The sequence below is a fragment of the Streptomyces sp. NRRL WC-3742 genome (assembly GCF_000720635.1).
Lineage (GTDB): Bacteria > Actinomycetota > Actinomycetes > Streptomycetales > Streptomycetaceae > Kitasatospora.
In genome coordinates this window covers 1-16,410 of the sequence record NZ_JOCF01000105.1, presented here as the reverse complement: position 1 = coordinate 16,410, position 16,410 = coordinate 1, and the positions used below count along the sequence as shown (strand labels likewise).

The 16,410-nt window shown below is 74.3% G+C and carries 16 protein-coding genes; 10 read left to right on the top strand and 6 right to left on the bottom strand.

Annotated features, from left to right (window positions below; all coding sequences use genetic code 11):
* Nucleotides 1-176: 176 nt before the first annotated feature.
* On the bottom strand, nt 177-692 hold the full coding sequence (locus tag IH61_RS0137390) for an ATP-binding protein (protein WP_107057338.1): 516 nt from the start codon (nt 690-692) through the stop codon (nt 177-179).
* Nucleotides 693-1,183: 491 nt separating this feature from the next.
* Here IH61_RS0137390 and IH61_RS0137385 point away from each other — a divergent pair, with 491 nt between their 5' ends.
* The 4 genes from IH61_RS0137385 to IH61_RS0137370 all read left to right on the top strand — a co-directional run bounded on the left by IH61_RS0137385 (nt 1,184) and on the right by IH61_RS0137370 (nt 5,368).
* Nucleotides 1,184-1,894, top strand: coding sequence for an urease subunit gamma (locus IH61_RS0137385; RefSeq protein ID WP_031078386.1), 711 nt, complete (start codon nt 1,184-1,186; stop codon nt 1,892-1,894).
* Nucleotides 1,891-3,606 (top strand): urease subunit alpha, encoded by a 1,716-nt coding sequence (locus tag IH61_RS0137380; RefSeq protein ID WP_031078383.1) that lies wholly within the window; start codon nt 1,891-1,893, stop codon nt 3,604-3,606. The genes IH61_RS0137385 and IH61_RS0137380 overlap by 4 nt, the downstream gene beginning before the upstream one ends.
* 39 nt (nt 3,607-3,645) lie before the next feature.
* On the top strand, nt 3,646-4,689 hold the full coding sequence (locus tag IH61_RS0137375; RefSeq protein ID WP_031078380.1) for an agmatine deiminase family protein: 1,044 nt from the start codon (nt 3,646-3,648) through the stop codon (nt 4,687-4,689).
* A 79-nt stretch (nt 4,690-4,768) separates the two neighbouring features.
* A complete protein-coding gene (locus tag IH61_RS0137370; protein ID WP_031078378.1) occupies nt 4,769-5,368 on the top strand; it encodes a TetR/AcrR family transcriptional regulator in 600 nt (199 codons plus the stop codon).
* Between the two features lie 653 nt (nt 5,369-6,021).
* On the opposite strand, the gene IH61_RS0137365 is transcribed toward IH61_RS0137370, so the two are convergent.
* Entirely contained in the window at nt 6,022-7,617 is a 1,596-nt protein-coding gene (locus tag IH61_RS0137365) for a protein phosphatase 2C domain-containing protein (protein WP_051838676.1), read from the bottom strand.
* Between the two features lie 328 nt (nt 7,618-7,945).
* On the opposite strand from IH61_RS0137365, the gene IH61_RS0137360 reads away from it, so the two are divergent.
* The 4 genes from IH61_RS0137360 (at nt 7,946) to pth (ending at nt 10,664) form a co-directional block, all read left to right on the top strand.
* A complete protein-coding gene (locus IH61_RS0137360) occupies nt 7,946-8,470 on the top strand; it encodes a hypothetical protein (RefSeq protein ID WP_158845760.1) in 525 nt (174 codons plus the stop codon).
* A 110-nt stretch (nt 8,471-8,580) separates the two neighbouring features.
* Complete coding sequence (locus tag IH61_RS0137355; RefSeq protein WP_031078371.1) at nt 8,581-9,246, top strand: DUF3105 domain-containing protein; 666 nt, start codon at nt 8,581-8,583, stop codon at nt 9,244-9,246.
* Nucleotides 9,243-9,947 (top strand): DUF305 domain-containing protein, encoded by a 705-nt coding sequence (locus IH61_RS0137350; protein ID WP_234327502.1) that lies wholly within the window; start codon nt 9,243-9,245, stop codon nt 9,945-9,947. Before IH61_RS0137355 ends, IH61_RS0137350 begins: the two co-directional genes overlap by 4 nt.
* A gap of 108 nt (nt 9,948-10,055) precedes the next feature.
* Nucleotides 10,056-10,664, top strand: coding sequence for an aminoacyl-tRNA hydrolase (gene pth, locus IH61_RS0137345; RefSeq protein ID WP_031078367.1), 609 nt, complete (start codon nt 10,056-10,058; stop codon nt 10,662-10,664).
* 28 nt (nt 10,665-10,692) lie between these two features.
* On the opposite strand, the gene IH61_RS0137340 is transcribed toward pth, so the two are convergent.
* The gene (locus tag IH61_RS0137340) at nt 10,693-12,132 is read right to left on the bottom strand and encodes an MFS transporter (protein ID WP_037973878.1); all 1,440 of its coding nucleotides are present in this window, start codon (nt 12,130-12,132) and stop codon (nt 10,693-10,695) included.
* A 170-nt stretch (nt 12,133-12,302) separates the two neighbouring features.
* On the opposite strand from IH61_RS0137340, the gene IH61_RS47970 reads away from it, so the two are divergent.
* Nucleotides 12,303-12,902: a MarR family winged helix-turn-helix transcriptional regulator gene (locus tag IH61_RS47970; RefSeq protein ID WP_078911690.1), complete on the top strand. Its 600-nt coding sequence runs from the start codon at nt 12,303-12,305 to the stop codon at nt 12,900-12,902.
* Nucleotides 12,903-12,996: 94 nt separating this feature from the next.
* Entirely contained in the window at nt 12,997-13,509 is a 513-nt protein-coding gene (locus tag IH61_RS0137330) for a GNAT family N-acetyltransferase (RefSeq protein ID WP_031078361.1), read from the top strand.
* A gap of 13 nt (nt 13,510-13,522) precedes the next feature.
* Here the strand turns inward: IH61_RS0137330 and IH61_RS0137325 are convergent, their stop codons facing one another.
* The 3 genes from IH61_RS0137325 to IH61_RS0137315 form a co-directional block, all read right to left on the bottom strand.
* A complete protein-coding gene (locus IH61_RS0137325) occupies nt 13,523-14,032 on the bottom strand; it encodes a methylated-DNA--[protein]-cysteine S-methyltransferase (RefSeq protein WP_031078358.1) in 510 nt (169 codons plus the stop codon).
* Nucleotides 14,029-15,582, bottom strand: coding sequence for a DNA-3-methyladenine glycosylase 2 family protein (locus IH61_RS0137320; protein WP_037973877.1), 1,554 nt, complete (start codon nt 15,580-15,582; stop codon nt 14,029-14,031). The genes IH61_RS0137325 and IH61_RS0137320 overlap by 4 nt, the downstream gene beginning before the upstream one ends.
* A 65-nt stretch (nt 15,583-15,647) precedes the next feature.
* A complete protein-coding gene (locus tag IH61_RS0137315) occupies nt 15,648-16,364 on the bottom strand; it encodes a (2Fe-2S)-binding protein (RefSeq protein WP_031078354.1) in 717 nt (238 codons plus the stop codon).
* Between the last annotated feature and the right edge of the window lie 46 nt (nt 16,365-16,410).

Here is a 16,410-nt window from a genome sequence, read left to right as displayed (position 1 = left end):
CGGGGCGGAAATCTTCCGTTCAGCCTTCTGTTCACGGGTTGCTTCGACGGCGAAGCAATGCGTGATCCGGGCCACTGCGACGGTCCGGGCGGGTTCTCAGGACCTCAGGCTCTCAGGACGCCGCACTCTCAGGACACCGCACTCTCAGGGCACCGGGCTCTCAGGGCACCGCGCTCTCAGGGCATCGCGAGCTCGAACCAGGTGACCTTGCCCTCCCCGCGCAGCTGCACCCCCCAGGAGTCGGCGAGCGCCTCCACCAGCAGCAGGCCCCGCCCGGAGGTCGCGTACTCGGAGCCCGGATCGCGGCGGCGGCCGGGCAGCCTGCTCGCGCCGTCCTGCACCTCGATCCGCAGCCGGTTCTCCGTACCGAGCACCGCGTCGAAGACGGCGCCCTTGCCCGTGTGCAGCAGCGCGTTGGTCACCAGCTCGGAGGAGAGCAGCTCGGCGGTGTCGGACAGCTCCGGCACCCCCCAGTGGCTCAGCGCCGAGCGCAGCCGGTGGCGCACCGAGCCGACCGCGACCAGATCCGCCGGCTCCAGCGTCAGGTGCAGGCGGCGGTGCAGGGCGCACCCGGGGGCGGAGACCCCCGGCAGGGCCGTCCCCGTACCGCCGGCCGTGCCCTGGACAGGGCCGGACCGATAGGCGTCGCCCGAGCCCGTCCGCTGCCGCGGGAATCGCGACTGACCGTCCATCACCACATGCCCCCGCCCTGGGAATCCGGCCCCCCGCCTCCGGAATCCCCCGCCGGCCGGGTGGCCTGCTCGTTCTGGCCACCCATCCTCATGCCCAGTTGACGGCGTTTGCAACAGTGTGCGTCCGATCACCTGGGGTGAAAGGGGCACGGGGAGGCCCGCGTGATCCAACTGCCCGCGCCGGACAGGTTTGCGAAGCACGGGGGCTGCATTCGAGCCCCCCTCCGCTCGATCCCGCGCACACCCGGCGCCCGTCCCGGCCGTGCGCCCGCTCCCGCGCCCCTTTCCTCACCCCCGCCCGCTCCCCGACAAGCCGAACGCCCGAGGAGCGGCAACGCTGGACAGGGCGCCCCCGGCCGGGTTCAATGACCCGAGATGTTTGAACGCCGTTCTAACATCGTCCCGGAAGCGTCCCGAGGCTCCCCCCAAGGCCCCCGAGGCCCCCGAGGCCCCGAGCCGACCCCCTCCCCGGCGACCGCGAGCGAGGAACCGTGCGACTGACCCCCACCGAGCGGGACCGGCTGCTGATCTTCACGGCAGCCGAACTGGCCCGCGCCCGCCGCGCCCGGGGCGTACGCCTCAACATCCCCGAGGCCACCGCCCTGATCGCCGACGCCGTCTGCGAGGCCGCCCGCGACGGCCGCCGCCTCGCCGAGGCCATCGAGGCCGGACGCTCCGTGCTCAGCGCCGAGGACGTGCTGCCCGGCGTACCGGACGTCGTCACCGTCGTCCAGGTCGAGGCCGTCTTCGACGACGGCACCCGCCTCGCCGTCGTCAACGACCCCTTCCGCGGCGCCGGCTCCCTCGGCGAGGACGCCCCCGGCGGCGCCCTCCTCGGCGACGGCGCCGGCTACGACCCGGTCGAGGAGAGCCTGCTGCTCCCCGTCCACAACACCTCCGAGGTGCCGATCTCCGTCACCTCGCACTTCCACTTCTTCGAGGCCAACCCCCGCCTGGCCTTCGACCGCGCCGCCGCCTACGGCACCCACCTGGCCGTCCCCGCCGGCTCCTCCGTGCGCTTCGACCCGGGCGCCACCGTCGAGGTCGGCCTGGTGCCGATCGGCGGCGCCCGGGTCGCGATCGGCTTCGCGGGGCTCGTGGACGGGCCCCTGGACGCGCCCGGCGCCAAGGAGGCCGCCCTCGCCAAGGCCCGCGCGACCGGCTACCTGACCGGCTTCGACGACGCGGAGATGCCCTCATGAGCGCACTCACCCCGCACGACTACATCTCGGTGCACGGCCCGCGCACCGGCGACCGCATCCGCCTGGGCGACTCCGGCCTGATCGTCCGCGTGGAGTCCGACTCCCAGGCGCCCGGCGAGGAGTTCCTCGCGGGCTTCGGCAAGACCGCCCGCGACGGCCTGCACCTCAAGGCCGCCGCCGTCCGCGACACCTGCGACGTGGTGATCAGCAACGTGCTGGTCATCGACGCGGTCCAGGGCGTGCGCAAGACCTCCATCGGCCTGATCGGCGGCCGGATCGCCTCCATCGGCCGGGCCGGCAACCCGGACACCCTCGACGGCGTGGACGTGGTCGTCGGCACCGGCACCACCATCGTCTCCGGCGAGGGCCTGATCGCCACCGCCGGCGCCGTCGACACCCACGTCCACCTGCTGTCGCCCCGCATCATGGAGGCGTCGCTCGCCTCCGGCGTCACCACGATCATCGGCCAGGAGTTCGGCCCCGTCTGGGGCGTCGGCGTCAACTCCCCCTGGGCGCTGCGCCACGCCTTCAACGCCTTCGACGCCTGGCCCGTCAACATCGGCTTCCTGGGCCGGGGCTCCTCCTCCGACGAGGCCCCGCTGATCGAGGCCCTCGCCGAGGGCGGCGCCTGCGGATTCAAGGTGCACGAGGACATGGGCGCGCACACCCGCGCCCTGGACACCGCGCTGCGCGTCGCCGAGGAGTACGACGTCCAGGTCGCCCTGCACACCGACGGGCTGAACGAGTGCCTGTCGGTCGAGGACACGCTCCGCGTCCTCGACGGGCGGACCATCCACGCCTTCCACATCGAGGGCTGCGGCGGCGGGCACGTCCCCAACGTGCTGAAGATGGCCGGGGTCTCGAACGTCATCGGCTCCTCCACCAATCCCACCCTGCCCTTCGGCCGGGACGCGCTGGGCGAACACTTCGACATGATCGTCTCCGCCCACGACCTCAAGACCGACCTGCCCGGCGACGCCGCCATGGCCCGCGACCGCATCCGCGCCGGCACGATGGGCGCCGAGGACGTCCTCCACGACCTCGGAGTCATCGGCATCACCTCCTCCGACGCCCAGGGCATGGGCCGCGCCGGGGAGACCGTGCGCCGCACCTTCGCCACGGCCGGCAAGATGAAGGCCGAACGAGGCCCGCTCGACGAAGGGTTCGGCACCGTCGCCGGCGGCGACGACAACGCGCGGGTGCTGCGCTACATCGCCAAGCTCACCATCAACCCCGCCATCGCCCACGGACTTTCGCACGAGATCGGCTCGATCGAGGTCGGCAAGCTCGCCGACATCGTGCTGTGGCGCCCCGACCACTTCGGCGCCAAGCCGCAGCTCGTCCTCAAGTCCGGCTTCCCCGCGTACGGCGTCACCGGCGACCCCAACGCCTCCACCGACCGCTGCGAACCCCTCGTCCTGGGCCCGCAGTTCGGCGCCCACGGCGCGACCGCGGCCGACATCTCCGTCGCCTTCGTCGCCCGGGCCGCCGCGGACGCCGCCTCCCCCGACCGCCCCGCCGACGGCCTGCCCACCCGGCGCCGACGCGTCGGCGTCCGCGGCACCCGGGGCATCGGGCCCAAGGACATGGTGCGCAACGCCCGCACCGGGCGCGTCGACGTCACCGAGACGGGCCTCGTCTCCCTCGACGGCTCGCCGCTGCGCTCCGAACCCGCCGACAGCGTCTCCCTCAGCCGCCTCTACTTCCTCTGATCCCCTCGTTCGATCCCCTCGTTTCCTTAGGACCTGACGATGACCACCCCCACGCCCGCCTCCCTCGGCTACCGGATGCCCGCCGAATGGCACCCGCACGAGCGCACCTGGATGGCCTTCCCCACCCCCAACCCCACCTTCGAGACCCCCGAGCAGCTCCACGCCGCCCGCCAGGCGTGGGCCGCCGTCGCCGACACCGTCGTCCGGTACGAGCCGGTGACACTGATCGTCAACACCGGGGAGACGGCGGAGGCCCGCAAGTACGTCTCCGAGCAGGTCGAGATCGTCGAACGGCCCCTCAACGACGCCTGGATGCGCGACATCGGCCCCTCCTTCCTCATCGACGGCCAGGGCTCGGTGGCCGCCGCCGACTGGATCTTCAACGGCTGGGGCGCCCAGTCCTGGGCCCGCTGGGACAAGGACGAGCACATCGCCGAACACATCGGCGAGCTGACCGGCGTCCGGCGCTTCGCCTCCCGGCTCATCAACGAGGGCGGCGGCATCCACGTCGACGGCGAGGGCACGGTGCTCGTCACCGAGACCGTCCAGCTCGGCGAGGGCCGCAACGCCGACTGGACCAAGGAGGAGGTCGAGGCCGAACTCCACGCCCACCTCGGCACCACCAAGGCCATCTGGCTGCCGCGCGGACTCACCCGCGACTACGACGAGTTCGGCACCCGCGGGCACATCGACATCGTCGCCTCCTTCGTGCGCCCCGGCGTCGTCCTCGCCCACGTCCAGCCCGACCCGGCCCACCCCGACCACGCCGTCTGCCAGGAGCTCGTCGCCGTCCTGCGCGCCTCCACCGACGCCCGGGGCCGGCAGCTGGAGGTCATCGAACTGCCCGCCCCCACCGTCCTGCTGGACGAGGACGGCGAGCCCGTCGACTACTCCTACATCAACCACTACGTCGCCAACGGCGCCGTCGTCCTCTGCGCCTTCGACGACCCGCGCGACCAGCAGGCCGCCGCCGTCCTCGCCGAGGCGTACCCGGGGCGCACCGTCGAACTCGTCGACGCCCGCGAGATCTTCGCCAACGGCGGCGGCATCCACTGCATCACCCAGCAGCAGCCCCGGGCCTGACCCCCGGACACCCCGGGCGGGAGCACGCGCTCCCGCCCGGGTAGCCTTCCGCGCTCCGCACCACCGAGGAGAGTGCCCCATGGCGGACGCCCGCCCGCGCCGCCCCGCGCGCCCCCGCGAAGAGGTCTACGCCACCGCCCGGGCCGCCATCGCCGAACACGGCCTCGCCAAACTCACCATGGCCGGACTCGGCAAACAGCTCCGGATGAGCGCCGGCCACCTCCTCTACTACTTCGGCAGCAAGGACCAGCTCCTCCTCGAAACCCTGCGCTGGAGCGAGGACCAACTCGGCGCCCGCCGCCGCGAAGCCCTCGCCGACCGCACCCGCGACCCCTGGGCCCGCCTCGACTCCTACCTGCGCCTCTACCTGCCCGAAGGCCCCGGCGACCCCCGGTGGATCCTCTGGGTCGAAGTCTGGGGCCGCTCCCCCGCCAGCGCCGAGATCCGCCAGGGCCAGCAGGAGATCGAAGCCCCCTGGCAGGCCGACCTCGTCGCCCTCATCGACGACGGCACCGCCACCGGCCACTTCACCCCCGGCCCCTCCCCCGACCGCGCCCTCCAACTCCGCGCCCTCCTCGACGGCCTCTCCGTCCCCCTCGCCATCGGCCTCCCCGACACCCGCCACCCCACCACCCTCACCCACGCCACCACGGCCGCCGCAGCCCTCCTGCGCAGCTGACCGTCAGCCCCCTCGAACCGCAGCTGCGGCGGCGACGCCATGCCCCCGAGGGACTCGGCGAACTCCACCGCCGATCCCACCCGTTCCCCACGCACCCGGGCCGCCACGGCCGCACAACCCCAGCCCCGCACACGTGCCGGCGAGCCAGGGGCACGTGTCGCCGGCACCACGTGATCACCCCCGCCCCGGATGCTGCCCCCCAACCCAGCGCAGGAAGTCGGCTCGGCCGACTTCCTGCGCACCGGCTGCCGCTACGCCCACACCCCACGATGGACCGTCAGCATCCGCCCCGACCTGGCGCCCAAGCACGAGAAGTCGGCCGAGCCGACTTCTCGTGCACACCAACTGCCGACACGCGGCTCTCGCATCCACTCGCGCAGGAAGTCGGCTCGGCCGACTTCCTGCGCGCGATCCGCCGCCCGGCCACTCCTCCCGGACGGCCGTCCGCGCCTTGCCCGCCCAGCACGAGAGTCGAGCTGGCCGACTTCTCACGCATTCCGCTGACGACTTGGCACGGGCGGCATCCGCCCGGTGCCCCGCGTGGGAAGTCGACGGGGTCGACTTCCCGCGCGGGTGGTTCGCCGGGGGTGCCGGGTGGCGCGTCGCACAGGAAGTCGGGCTGGCCGACTTCCTGTGTGGAGGGAAGCGCGTGGCTATTCCGTCCAGATGGCGGCGGCGGTGCGGTCGTCGGCGTAGCCCTTGGCGCGGACTTGGACTTGGCGGAGGAAGTCGACGGTGCCCGGGGGGTGGGGGTGGGCCCAGTGGGAGGAGAGGAAGTGGGCGACGGCGGGTTCGTCGGCGAGGGGGCGGGCGAGGCCCGGGGTGCAGAGGAGGAGGATGTCGCCCGGGGTGGCGGGGACGAGGCGGAAGCGGAAGGGGCGCGGGTCCGGGGTGGGGGCCTCGGGTGCGGGGGGCTGGCCGTCCGGGTGGTGCAGGAGGCGGGCCGCGTAGGCGTCGATCCAGTGGCCGGAGCGCAGCAGGTACAGCCCGCCCGGGCCGATGCCGAAGGCCGCCCGGTAGCCGGCCTGCGGGTCCAGGGACACCATCAGGCAGTGCAGCGAGGCCGGGTTCTCCCCTTCCGCTTCGGGGGCCAGTGCGCGCAGCGGGGCGGCGGAGCTGGTGGCGAGGCGCTGGAGGCCGTAGCGGAGGCGGTCGCGGGCGCCGGCGCGGAGGTCCTCGGCCAGGCCGTCGCGGCTGCGCCCGACGGCGGCGGCGAGTTGGCGGGCGGCTTCGCCGGTGGCGGTGGCGACGTCCTGCGCCGCCCGCTCGTCGGCGGAGCCCGTCCGGCCGAAGCTGCCGAGGACGGCGAGGAGGAGGCCGTCGGGGCCGTCGCCGAACCTGGTGACGAGGAGGGTGTCGCGGCGCGGCTCGCCCCGGTAGCGCGCGGAGTCGCCGCGGACGGAGACGGCGCGCAGCACGGTCGGGCCGTACTGGGCGCCCTCGAGCGCGGTGTCCGGGGCAAGCCGGCCGAGTGCGTACGGGTCGGCTTCGGGGACGGCGGTCGGCTCGGGCCCGTAGGTCGGGGGGCGCTCGCCGACGTGCGGGACGGCGGGCGGCTCCTCGGCGAGCGGGGAGCGGGTGGCGGCGGGGCGGGCGTCCGGGATCGTGGCGGTGGGGGGAAGCGGTTCGGGTGAGGGTGCGGGAGCAGGGCCGGGCTCGGGAGCGGGCTCGGGTGCGGCGGGCGGCTCCTCGGCGAGCGGGGGGCGGGCGAGGGAGACGCGCGGGTCCGCAATGGTGGCGGTGGGAGGGACGGGCTCGGGCTCCGGTTCCACCAGCGGCTCGGGTTCCGGTTCCGGCTCCACCACGAGTTCAGGCTCGACGGCGGCCACGGCCTCGGGCTCCGGCTCGGGCTCCGGTTCCAGCTCGGGCTTCGGTGGCTCCGGGGGTGGGGCCTTCTCCAGGGAGATGGAGACGGGTTCCGGTTTCGGGGGGTCGGTGGCGAAGGAGGGGGCGGGGAACTTGTGGGTGGCCTCGGGCGCGTACTCGGGGCCGATCACGTCGATCGCGCTCTCGAACCAGTCGTCGATGCTGTCCCGGACCTTCGCGACGGGCACGGTCGCCGCTTCCGGCTCCCCGGTGCGCTGGCGGCCGATGAGGCCGACAGCCGTGTCGAACCATTCGTCGACGGTGCCCGTGCCCGGGTCCGCGTCGGGGGTGTCGGGGAGGGTGCCCGCGGGGCCTTGGTAGACCGTTTCCCACCAGGCGTCGTCCGGCCGGTGGGACTGGGCGGGTGCACCCTGGTTGCTCATCTGGCGGCTCCTGGTCGTCCTTGGTCCCGCGCCGCCCCCGGCGGGCCGGGCTCGACGTCATTGTCTCCAAGTGCAACGACGGTGTCCGGGTTTCGGCGACAACCGGTCACCGACCGGAGCATCCCGGCCACGGCCGCGACCAGCCCTTTCATCTCGGGCTTCTCCGCCCGTTCACCGGGGGCTCCGGAGCCCCCTCCGGCCCGTTCCGTCCGTGTTTGCCGGATGTACCCGGAGCGGGCCGTTTCCTGGCTGTTCCGGCTCGGGGACGGCGGAAAATGGCAGCCTGGGAGGGGCATCGCTTCACTCGTTCGGCTGATTAAATGTCCGCATGACCGCGTCGGCCCCCAGCTCACCCCGACCGGGGAGGGCCGCGACGGCGGGCCGCCCGGCCGCTCTGTGGGTGTTGCTGCTGGTCGCGCTGCTGACGATGCTGCCCTGCGCGGGCCAGGCGAAGGCGCTGGACGCCACCGCCCACCCGGCCCCGGCCCACTCCCCCGCCGTCACCCTGGTGACGGCCGCGAAGGGCGACCCGCAGCAGAGCGCCCCGCAGCGGAGCGGCACCCCGACAGGCGCCGCGCACGCGGCGGACCAGCGGCGCTACGCCGAGGACCAGGGCCAGGGCCACTGGATCCTGTGCACCGCCGACGGCGAGCAGCGCCCAGGCAACGGTTGCTCCAGCCACCCGTTCTGCCCGCAGGACGCCCAGCTGCCGAACCCGCCGCCCCAGCCGCAGCCCGCCGTGACGCTCCTCCCGGCGGTGCCCGAGGCGCCGTCACGCGTGCTGCGGGCCGGCCTGCTGGACGGTCCGCGCCCGGCGCCCGATCTGCACGCGCTCCAGGTCCAACGGTCCTGAGCGGAACCCCGACCCGCCGGCGCCGCCGGCGGACTCGACCGCACCTCCTCCCACCTCAGACGACCGCCGCGCCCGCCCCCGGTTCGCGGCGATAGAGAAGGACGACCACCATGGGTTCCGCCTCGAAGCAGTCCAACAAGTCCGGCGGCAAGCAGGCCGGTCTCGACCGCCGCGCCCGCATAGCCGAGCTGCGCGCCGTCGAGCAGCGCCGCGACCGCCGCAACAAGATCATCGCCTCGGTGGCGGCCGGTGTGCTGGTGATCGGCGCGATCGCGACCGGCACCTGGATCGTGATGGACCAGAACCAGAAGAAGCAGGACCGCCAGGCCGCCGCGAACGCGGACATCCCCGGTGTGAAGACCTTCGGCGACCTGCCCCGCAACCACGTCAAGGAGAAGGTCACCTACACGATGACCCCTCCGGTCGGCGGTGACCACAACGCGATCTGGCTGGACTGCATGGGCCACGTCTACGACAAGCCGGTGGAGAACGAGCGCGCCGTCCACTCGCTGGAGCACGGCGCCGTCTGGGTGACGTACAACGGCAAGGCCACCCCGGACGACATCAAGCTCCTGTCCGACAAGGTGACGAAGACCCCGTACTCGCTGATGAGCCCGTACCCGGACGAGCAGGGCACCATCACCCTGAACGCCTGGAGCACCCAGCTGGTCGTCGACAAGGCGGACGACCCGCGCGTGGAGCAGTTCTTCACCAAGTACGTCCAGGGCAAGCAGACCCAGGAGCCCGGCGCCTCCTGCACCATGGGGCAGATGTGACCGCCCGCGAGGAGGACGCCGCCCCCGAGGACGCCGCGGTCCAGGAGGAGAACGCCCCGAAGCGCCGCCTGTGGTGGCCGGCCGCCCTGGCCGCCGCGGTGGCGCTGGCGGTCGGCGTGCCGGCGCTGGTCGCGAGCGGGACCTCGGCCTCCGGATCGTCCTCGCTGTCCGTCCCGGCGGACGACTCGGCCGAGGCCGGGTTCGCCCGCGACATGGCGACCCACCACCAGCAGGCGGTGGACCTGTCGTTCATCGTCCGGGACCGCACCTCCGACGAGCCGACCCGCACCCTCGCCTTCGACATCATCAACACCCAGGCCAACCAGCGCGGGATGATGATGGGCTGGCTCGACCAGTGGGGCCTGTCCCAGCACGCGACCGCCGCGCCGATGGCGTGGATGAAAATGGGCCACGAGTACCAGGCCCACGACGGTTCGCTGATGCCCGGCATGGCCACCAACACCCAACTGGCGAAGCTGCGTTCGCTGAGCGGGCGCGACGCGGAGGTGTTCTACCTCCAGCTGATGATCGAGCACCACAAGGGCGGCGTCGAGATGGCCCAGGGCTACGTCGACGCGGCGAGGAACGACATCGAGAAGCGGCTCGCCCAGTCGATGGTGGTCGCCCAGAAGTCGGAGGTCGAGCTGATGACCGACATGCTCAAGGAGCGCGGCGCAGCCCCCGGCGTGCCCGCGTCCTGAGCCCGGCCACGCACGATCGCATGATCCCCGGCGGCCGGGGCGCGCGGCTTCCCTGCCCGTCCGCCTCTGCTCGTCCACCTCTGCCTGTCCACCTCCGGAGCACCGCGCATGACCTCCGACGCCCCCTGGCTGATCACCGGCCTCGGCAACCCCGGCCCCTGGTTCCGGCACACCCGGCACAACGCGGGCTTCCTGGCCGTGGACCGGCTGGCCGAGCGGCACGGCGCCCGGTTCCGCCGCAGCGGGATCGCCACGGTGGTCGCCGAGATCGGGGTGGACGGCCGCCGGGTGCTGCTGGCGAAGCCGTTGTGGGTCATCAACTGGGCCGGACGCCCGACCGCCGCCCTGATGCGCCGCCGCGGCGTGCCGGTGGAGCGGCTGGTGGTCGTCCAGGACGACCTGGACTTCGCGTTCGGCACCGGCAAGCTCAAGCGCGGCGGCGGCCCGGGCGGCCACAACGGCGTCCGGTCGGTGGGCGAGGTGCTCGGCACCCGGGACTTCGTCCGGCTGCGCTTCGGCATCGGTCGCCCGCCGAAGGGCGAGAGCGTCGGGGACTACGTGCTGGGAAGGTTCTCGGAGGAGGAACTGGCAGCGATGCCAGGGGTGTTGGACCGATGCGCGGACGCCCTGGAGACGCTGGTGCGGCTCGGCCTGAACCGGGCCCAGGACGCGCTGAACATCGCGCCCGTCACGCCCGCGGGCGGCGAGCCGACCTAACGGCGAGCGGGCCCAACCGTGAGCGGGCCTACCGGCGAGCCTGCCCGGCCGCGACCGGCCCCGTCAGCAGGACCGCCGAGGCCGCGACGGCCGCGAGGGCGAGCAGGACCGTCCGCCCACCGGACTGCGCGCCCGCCAGGTGGACACCGAGGACGGGCAGCGCGGTGCCGAGCGCGGTGCCGAGGCTGCGCGCCATGTTGACCATGCCGCCGCCGACCGCCGAGCACTGCGCCGGGATCGCCCGCATCACCAGCGCGTTGTTGGCGGGCAGCAGCAGGCCCAGCCCGTACCCGGCGAGCAGCAGCGGGCCCGCCGTGGCCGGGCCCGCGCCGTGGACGGGGAGCAGGGCGAAGAGCAGCAGTCCGAGCCCGGCGAGCCCGGCTCCGGCGCGGCAGCGCATCACGTCCGACCAGCCGCGCGGCAACAGCGCGCCGCCGACGGTCGCGGCGACGGCGAAGGCGGCGGGCAGGACGGTGATCACCAGTCCGGCGCGGGCCACGGGCACGCCCGCGCCGGTGAGCAGCACCGGCCCGAGCACCAGCGGACAGAACAGCAGCAGGTAGCCGATCAGCGCGACCACCAGCCCGGACCGCACCCCCGGGGTGTTGACCAGGCCCGGCGCGAGGATCGGCCGGGCGGCGCGCCGTTCCTGGCGCACCAGGGCGAGGGTGAACCCGGCGGAGGCGAGCAGCAGCGCGGCGGCGGCCCAGCCGGGCAGCGGCAGGCCGGAGGCGGTGGACAGGGCGAGCAGCAGTGCGGTGGTGGCGCCGGTGAGCAGCAGCAGGCCCGGCAGGTCGAACCGGCCTTCGTCGCGCGGGCGTCGGGCTTCCGCCGCACCTTCGGGGCGGGTGCACGGGAGCAGGAACCAGCCCGCCAGGATGCCGAGCACGCCGATCGGCACGTTGATCCAGAACACCCAGCGCCAGGACGCGTGCTCGACCAGCAGCCCGCCGAGGCTGGGCCCGAGGGCGAGGCCGAGCCCCTGGGCGGCCGCCTGGATGCCGAGGGCGCGCCGCATCGCGTGCTCGGGGACGCCGCGCGCGACGAGGGCGACGCTGTTGGCCTGCATCATCGCGCCGCCGACCGCCTGGACGGCCCGGAAGGCGACCAGCAGGCCGAGACTGCCGGACAGGCCCGCGCCGAGGGAGGCCAGGGCGAAGACGGCGAAGCCGCCCAGGTACATCGTCTTGCGGCCGACGATGTCGGAGAGCCAGCCGACCGGGGCGAGCAGGGCGACCAGCACCAGCAGGTAGGAGAGGGCGACCCACTCGACGGCGGCGAAGCCCGCGTCGAAGTGGCGCCCGAGCGCCGGGAAGACGAGCGCGGTGACGCTGGCGGTGAGCTGGCCGAGGAAGGCGCCGAGGCAGACGGTGCCGACGGCCAGCCAGTGGGCGTGGCGCCAGCCGGCGATGCCGCGGGGTCGGGGCCGCTCGGTGAGCAGTCGCGCGGCGAGAGCGGTGGCGTCCATGCCACGAATATATCGGATGCAGATATGTTCTTTCTGCGAGTAGATCGAGGCGCGACAGAGCCGTGTGCGCATGACGACGGACAGTGACCGAACGGCCCGGGCACGAAGGGCCCTTCCGAGGTGTGGGCGCGGCCTCAGAGGTGTCCGCGCCAGGAGATACGCTGTCCGCCATGCCGTCGTCACCACAGGTTCCCGAACCCGTCGCCGAAGATCCCGAAGACCCAGAGGAACCCACCGGCACCGCCGACACCCCCAGTACTCCCGGCACCCCCGACATCCCCGGCATCTCTGGCATCTCTGGCCACGACCCGGCCTTCGAACAGGCCCGGCGCCTCACCGACACGGTCACCCGGCTGCGCCGCGCCCTGCGCAGCAGCATCCGCACCGACTACCCGTGGGAGTCCCTGCCGATGGCGCAGGTCGAACTCCTCCAGACCCTCGCCGCCGCGCCACTGCGCGTCGGCGAACTGGCCGCCCGGCAGCGGCTCGCCCCCAACACCGTCAGCGGGCTGATCGGCAAACTCCTCGACGCCGGGTTCGTCGACCGGCAGGCCGACCCCGGGGACCGCCGCACCGCCCGCATCGCCCTCACTCCGGCCGGGCGGCGCCAGCTCGACGACTGGCAGCACGCCCACGAACGCCGCATCGCCACCGCCCTCGACTCCCTCGAACCGGGCGAGCGCGCGGCCGTCGTCCAGGCGCTTCCCGCACTGGAACAGCTCGCCAAGGCCCTCGCCCAGCCGGGCGGCGGGGCCGCCGACCAGAGCTGAGGCGGCTCGGGGCTGGGCGGCTCGGGCGGCTGAGGCGGTGGCCACCGGAAAACCCGTGGTCACCGGGCCTTCGGCGGCACTACCGTCCAGCGGCATGACCCTCGCGAACATCACGATCGAACCCTGGACGGACTCCGACCTCCCCCTGCTGCGCCGCATCAACACCCCCGGGGTGAAGGTGCACGTCGGCGGGCCCGAGACCGAGGAGCAGCTGCTCGTCCGGCACGCCCGGTACCTGGACTTCGTGCCCTCCGGCATCGGCTGCATGTACCGGATCGTGCTGCTGCCCGGCGGAGAGCCGGTCGGATCGGTCGGCTACGGCACCCGGACGTGGCAGGGCGGGACGGTGCACGAGATGGGCTGGAACGTCCTGCCCGAGTACCAGGGGCTCGGCATCGCCGTGGCCGCCACCCGCCTCGCCGTCGACGCCGCCCGCCGGGAGGCCCGCCACCGGTACCTGCACGCCTTCCCCTCGGTGGACAACCCCGCCTCCAACGCGGTCTGCGCGAAGGCCGGGTTCACCCTCCTCGGCGAGACGGAGTTCGAGTTCCCGCCCGGTCGCTTCATGCGCAGCCACGACTGGCGAGTGGACCTGAGAGCCGGCTAGGCGCTGTCCGGGCTTAGAAGAGGGTGCCGCTCTCCAGTTCCAGCAGCCAGCGCTTGCGGTCGACCCCGGCCGCGAAGCCGGTCAGGGCGCCGTTGGCGCCGAGCACCCGGTGGCAGGGGCGCACGATCAGCAGCGGGTTGGCGCCCACCGCTCCGCCGACCGCCCGCACCATGCGCGGCTCCTGGCCGGCCAGTTCGGCGAGTTGGCCGTAGGTGACGGTGGTGCCGTACGGGATCTCGTCCAGCGCGGCCCAGATGCGGCGGCGGAACTCGGTGCCGACCGGTGCGAGCGGCAGGTCGAAGGTGGTGCGCTCGCCCGCGAAGTAGGCGGTCAGCTGGGCGACCGGCTCGGCGAGGGCCTCCGGGTCCGGCACCCACCCGTCGGCGGGCTCGGGCAGGGCGTACTTCTGGCCGGGCGCGGTGACCGTGGCCAGCGCGGCCGGTCCGCCGTCCTCGGGCAGCACACCGCTCAGCAGCAGCCGGCCGAAGGGGCTCTCCATGGTGGTGTAGACGGTGGTGCTCATGCTGCGTCGGTCTCCGTTCCGGTGCTGGTGGTGCTGGTGCCGCTGCTGGTGGTGTTGCTGGCGCTGTTCGCGGGGCCGGCCCAGAGGCGGTGCACGGCGTAGGAGCGCCACGGGGCCCAGGACTCGGCCGCTCGGGCGGCGGACTTCGGGTCGCCCGGGGCGCCGAGCCGGACGAGGCCGTGCTTGACGCCCACGTCGCTCGGCAGGAAGACGTCCGGGTCGCCGAGGGCCCGCATCCTGAGGTAGCCGACCGTCCACGGGCCGATGCCGGGCAGGGCCAGCAGCCGCTCGGCCGCCTCCTCGCGGTCGACGCCGCTGTCCAGGCGGACGGCGCCCTCGGCGAGGGCCGCGCACAGGCCCGTCAGGGCTCGGCGGCGGGCGGCGGGCATCGCGAAGTCCTCCGGCTCGGCGGCGGCCAGGGCCGCCGCGGTCGGGAAGAGCAGTCGCAGGCCCCCGCTGGGCTCGGGCAGCGCCGTGCCGTACTTCTCGGCGAGCCGGCCCGCGAGGGTGCGGGCGGCGCCCACGGTGATCTGCTGGCCGAGGACGGCGCGGACGGCGAGCTCGTGGGGGTCCACGTGCCCGGGTGAGCGCAGGCCGGGGCGTTCGCGCACCAGCGGGCCGAGGACGGGGTCGGCGCCGAGCTGCTCGTCGACGGTGTCCGGGTCGGCGTCCAGGTCGAAGAGGACGCGCAGCCGCTGGACGGCCGTCGGCAGGTCGCGCAGGTCCGCGAGCAGCAGGCGGCAGTCGAGCCAACCGCGGGTGCGCGGCTCGCCCGGCGCCAGGCCGTCGACCTCGGCGATGCCGTGGCCGTACGGGAGCGCGAGGGTGCGCCGGTAGGTGCGCACGCCCGGCCGCGCGCCGGGGACGACCTCCTCCACGCCGGGCACGGCGCGCAGGGCGAGGAAGTCGATCAGGTGGTCGGCGTCCAGGGCGCCCCGGTAGGCGAGGCGCAGCTGCAGTCCGCCGGCCGGGGTGGAGGTGCGGCGACCGGCGGCGACCTCGGCGCGCAGGCCGCTGGGTGTGCGGTCGTAGACCTCGCGGACGGTGTCGTTGAACTGCCGGACGGAGGCGAAGCCGGCGGCGAACGCGACGTCGGTGACGGGCAGTTCGGTGGTCTGCAGGAGCAGCCGGGCGGTCTGGGCGCGGCGGGCGCGGGCCAGGGCGATCGGGCCGGCGCCGAGCTCGGCGGTGAGCTGGCGCTGCAGCTGGCGGGCGCTGTAGCCGAGGCGGCCGGCCAGGCCCGCGACGCCCTCGCGGTCCACCAGGCCGTCGCCGATCAGCCGCATCGCGCGGCCGACCAGGTCGGCGCGGTGGTTCCACTCCGGCGAGCCGGGCACCGAGTCGGGGCGGCAGCGGCGGCAGGCGCGGAAGCCCGCGCCCTGGGCGGCGGCGGCGCTCGGGTAGAAGCGGCAGTTGACGCGCTTGGGCGTCACGGCGGGGCAGCTCGGGCGGCAGTAGATGCCGGTGGTGGTCACGGCCGTGAAGAAGACCCCGTCGAAGCGGGAGTCCCTGCTGTCCACGGCCCGGTACCGGATGTCGTCGTCGATCACGCTGTCCAGTCTGCGGGATCGGAGCGAGGGTGACTGGCGGAAATCGGACACGAGCGTCGGAGGGGTCACACCTGGATGAGGACGCAGTCGCCGCACATCCCGGCGCCCGGGACACGGTAGTACAGGCAGCAGTTGCGGCGGCGGTAGGTGATCGGGTCGGGGGTGAACTCGCCGGCTGTCGCGAGCGGGCCCGCGGTGAGCAGCGCGGTGGCCGCGGGCAGGGTCGGGTACGGGGCGTCGGCCGCGCGGGTGCGCAGCATGCGGACGGCGCCGACCAGGGCGGAGGCGGCGTTGCCGCGCACGGTGTGGGCGGAGAGCCCGTACCGGGTGCGCATCGCGGCGCCCAGCGGGTCGAGGGCCGACCGCAGGACCGTTGCGGCGAGGGTTGCGGCAGGATCCTCGCCGGGAGGCCCGGGCACGGCGGTCGGCGCGGGCAGCCACGGCGGGAGCGGGCCGCTCTCCACCCGGCGCCAGTGCAGCCGCTCCGGCGCGAGGTCGGGCACCCGGCCGGTGAACGCCAGGACGCCCAGGGCGACGGACCACAGGCGCGCGGCCACGCCCAGGTGCAGCGTCGAGGCGGCGACGCGGCGCTGGCCGGTGCCCAGGCGCTGCCCGACCTCGTCCACGTACGCGTCCAGCACCTCGGGCACCTGGTGGAGGTCGGCCAGCGGGCGGTAGGCGGTCGCGTCCGGGCGGGGCCCGGACGCGACCGCGAAGTACGGGCTGACGGCCTCGATGCGGGCGAGGGTTTCGGCGGTCAGCAGGGGCGGTCCGGTCACCATGGCCTCAACCTACGCCCGGGCTTCCTTTCCCCCCTCCCCCCTCCCC

What these genes read in the sequence shown, in the direction of transcription:
- IH61_RS0137390 (WP_107057338.1), bottom strand. Translation starts at nt 692, where the DNA reads ATGGACGGTCAGTCGCGATTCCCGCGGCAGCGGACGGGCTCGGGCGAC.
- IH61_RS0137340 (WP_037973878.1), bottom strand. Translation starts at nt 12,132, where the DNA reads ATGGACGCCACCGCTCTCGCCGCGCGACTGCTCACCGAGCGGCCCCGA.
- IH61_RS0137360 (WP_158845760.1), top strand. Translation starts at nt 7,946, where the DNA reads ATGACCGCGTCGGCCCCCAGCTCACCCCGACCGGGGAGGGCCGCGACG.
- IH61_RS0137375 (WP_031078380.1), top strand. Translation starts at nt 3,646, where the DNA reads ATGACCACCCCCACGCCCGCCTCCCTCGGCTACCGGATGCCCGCCGAA.
- IH61_RS0137380 (WP_031078383.1), top strand. Translation starts at nt 1,891, where the DNA reads ATGAGCGCACTCACCCCGCACGACTACATCTCGGTGCACGGCCCGCGC.
- pth (WP_031078367.1), top strand. Translation starts at nt 10,056, where the DNA reads ATGACCTCCGACGCCCCCTGGCTGATCACCGGCCTCGGCAACCCCGGC.
- IH61_RS0137370 (WP_031078378.1), top strand. Translation starts at nt 4,769, where the DNA reads ATGGCGGACGCCCGCCCGCGCCGCCCCGCGCGCCCCCGCGAAGAGGTC.
- IH61_RS0137315 (WP_031078354.1), bottom strand. Translation starts at nt 16,364, where the DNA reads ATGGTGACCGGACCGCCCCTGCTGACCGCCGAAACCCTCGCCCGCATC.
- IH61_RS0137330 (WP_031078361.1), top strand. Translation starts at nt 12,997, where the DNA reads ATGACCCTCGCGAACATCACGATCGAACCCTGGACGGACTCCGACCTC.
- IH61_RS0137355 (WP_031078371.1), top strand. Translation starts at nt 8,581, where the DNA reads ATGGGTTCCGCCTCGAAGCAGTCCAACAAGTCCGGCGGCAAGCAGGCC.
- IH61_RS0137325 (WP_031078358.1), bottom strand. Translation starts at nt 14,032, where the DNA reads ATGAGCACCACCGTCTACACCACCATGGAGAGCCCCTTCGGCCGGCTG.
- IH61_RS0137365 (WP_051838676.1), bottom strand. Translation starts at nt 7,617, where the DNA reads ATGAGCAACCAGGGTGCACCCGCCCAGTCCCACCGGCCGGACGACGCC.
- IH61_RS47970 (WP_078911690.1), top strand. Translation starts at nt 12,303, where the DNA reads ATGCCGTCGTCACCACAGGTTCCCGAACCCGTCGCCGAAGATCCCGAA.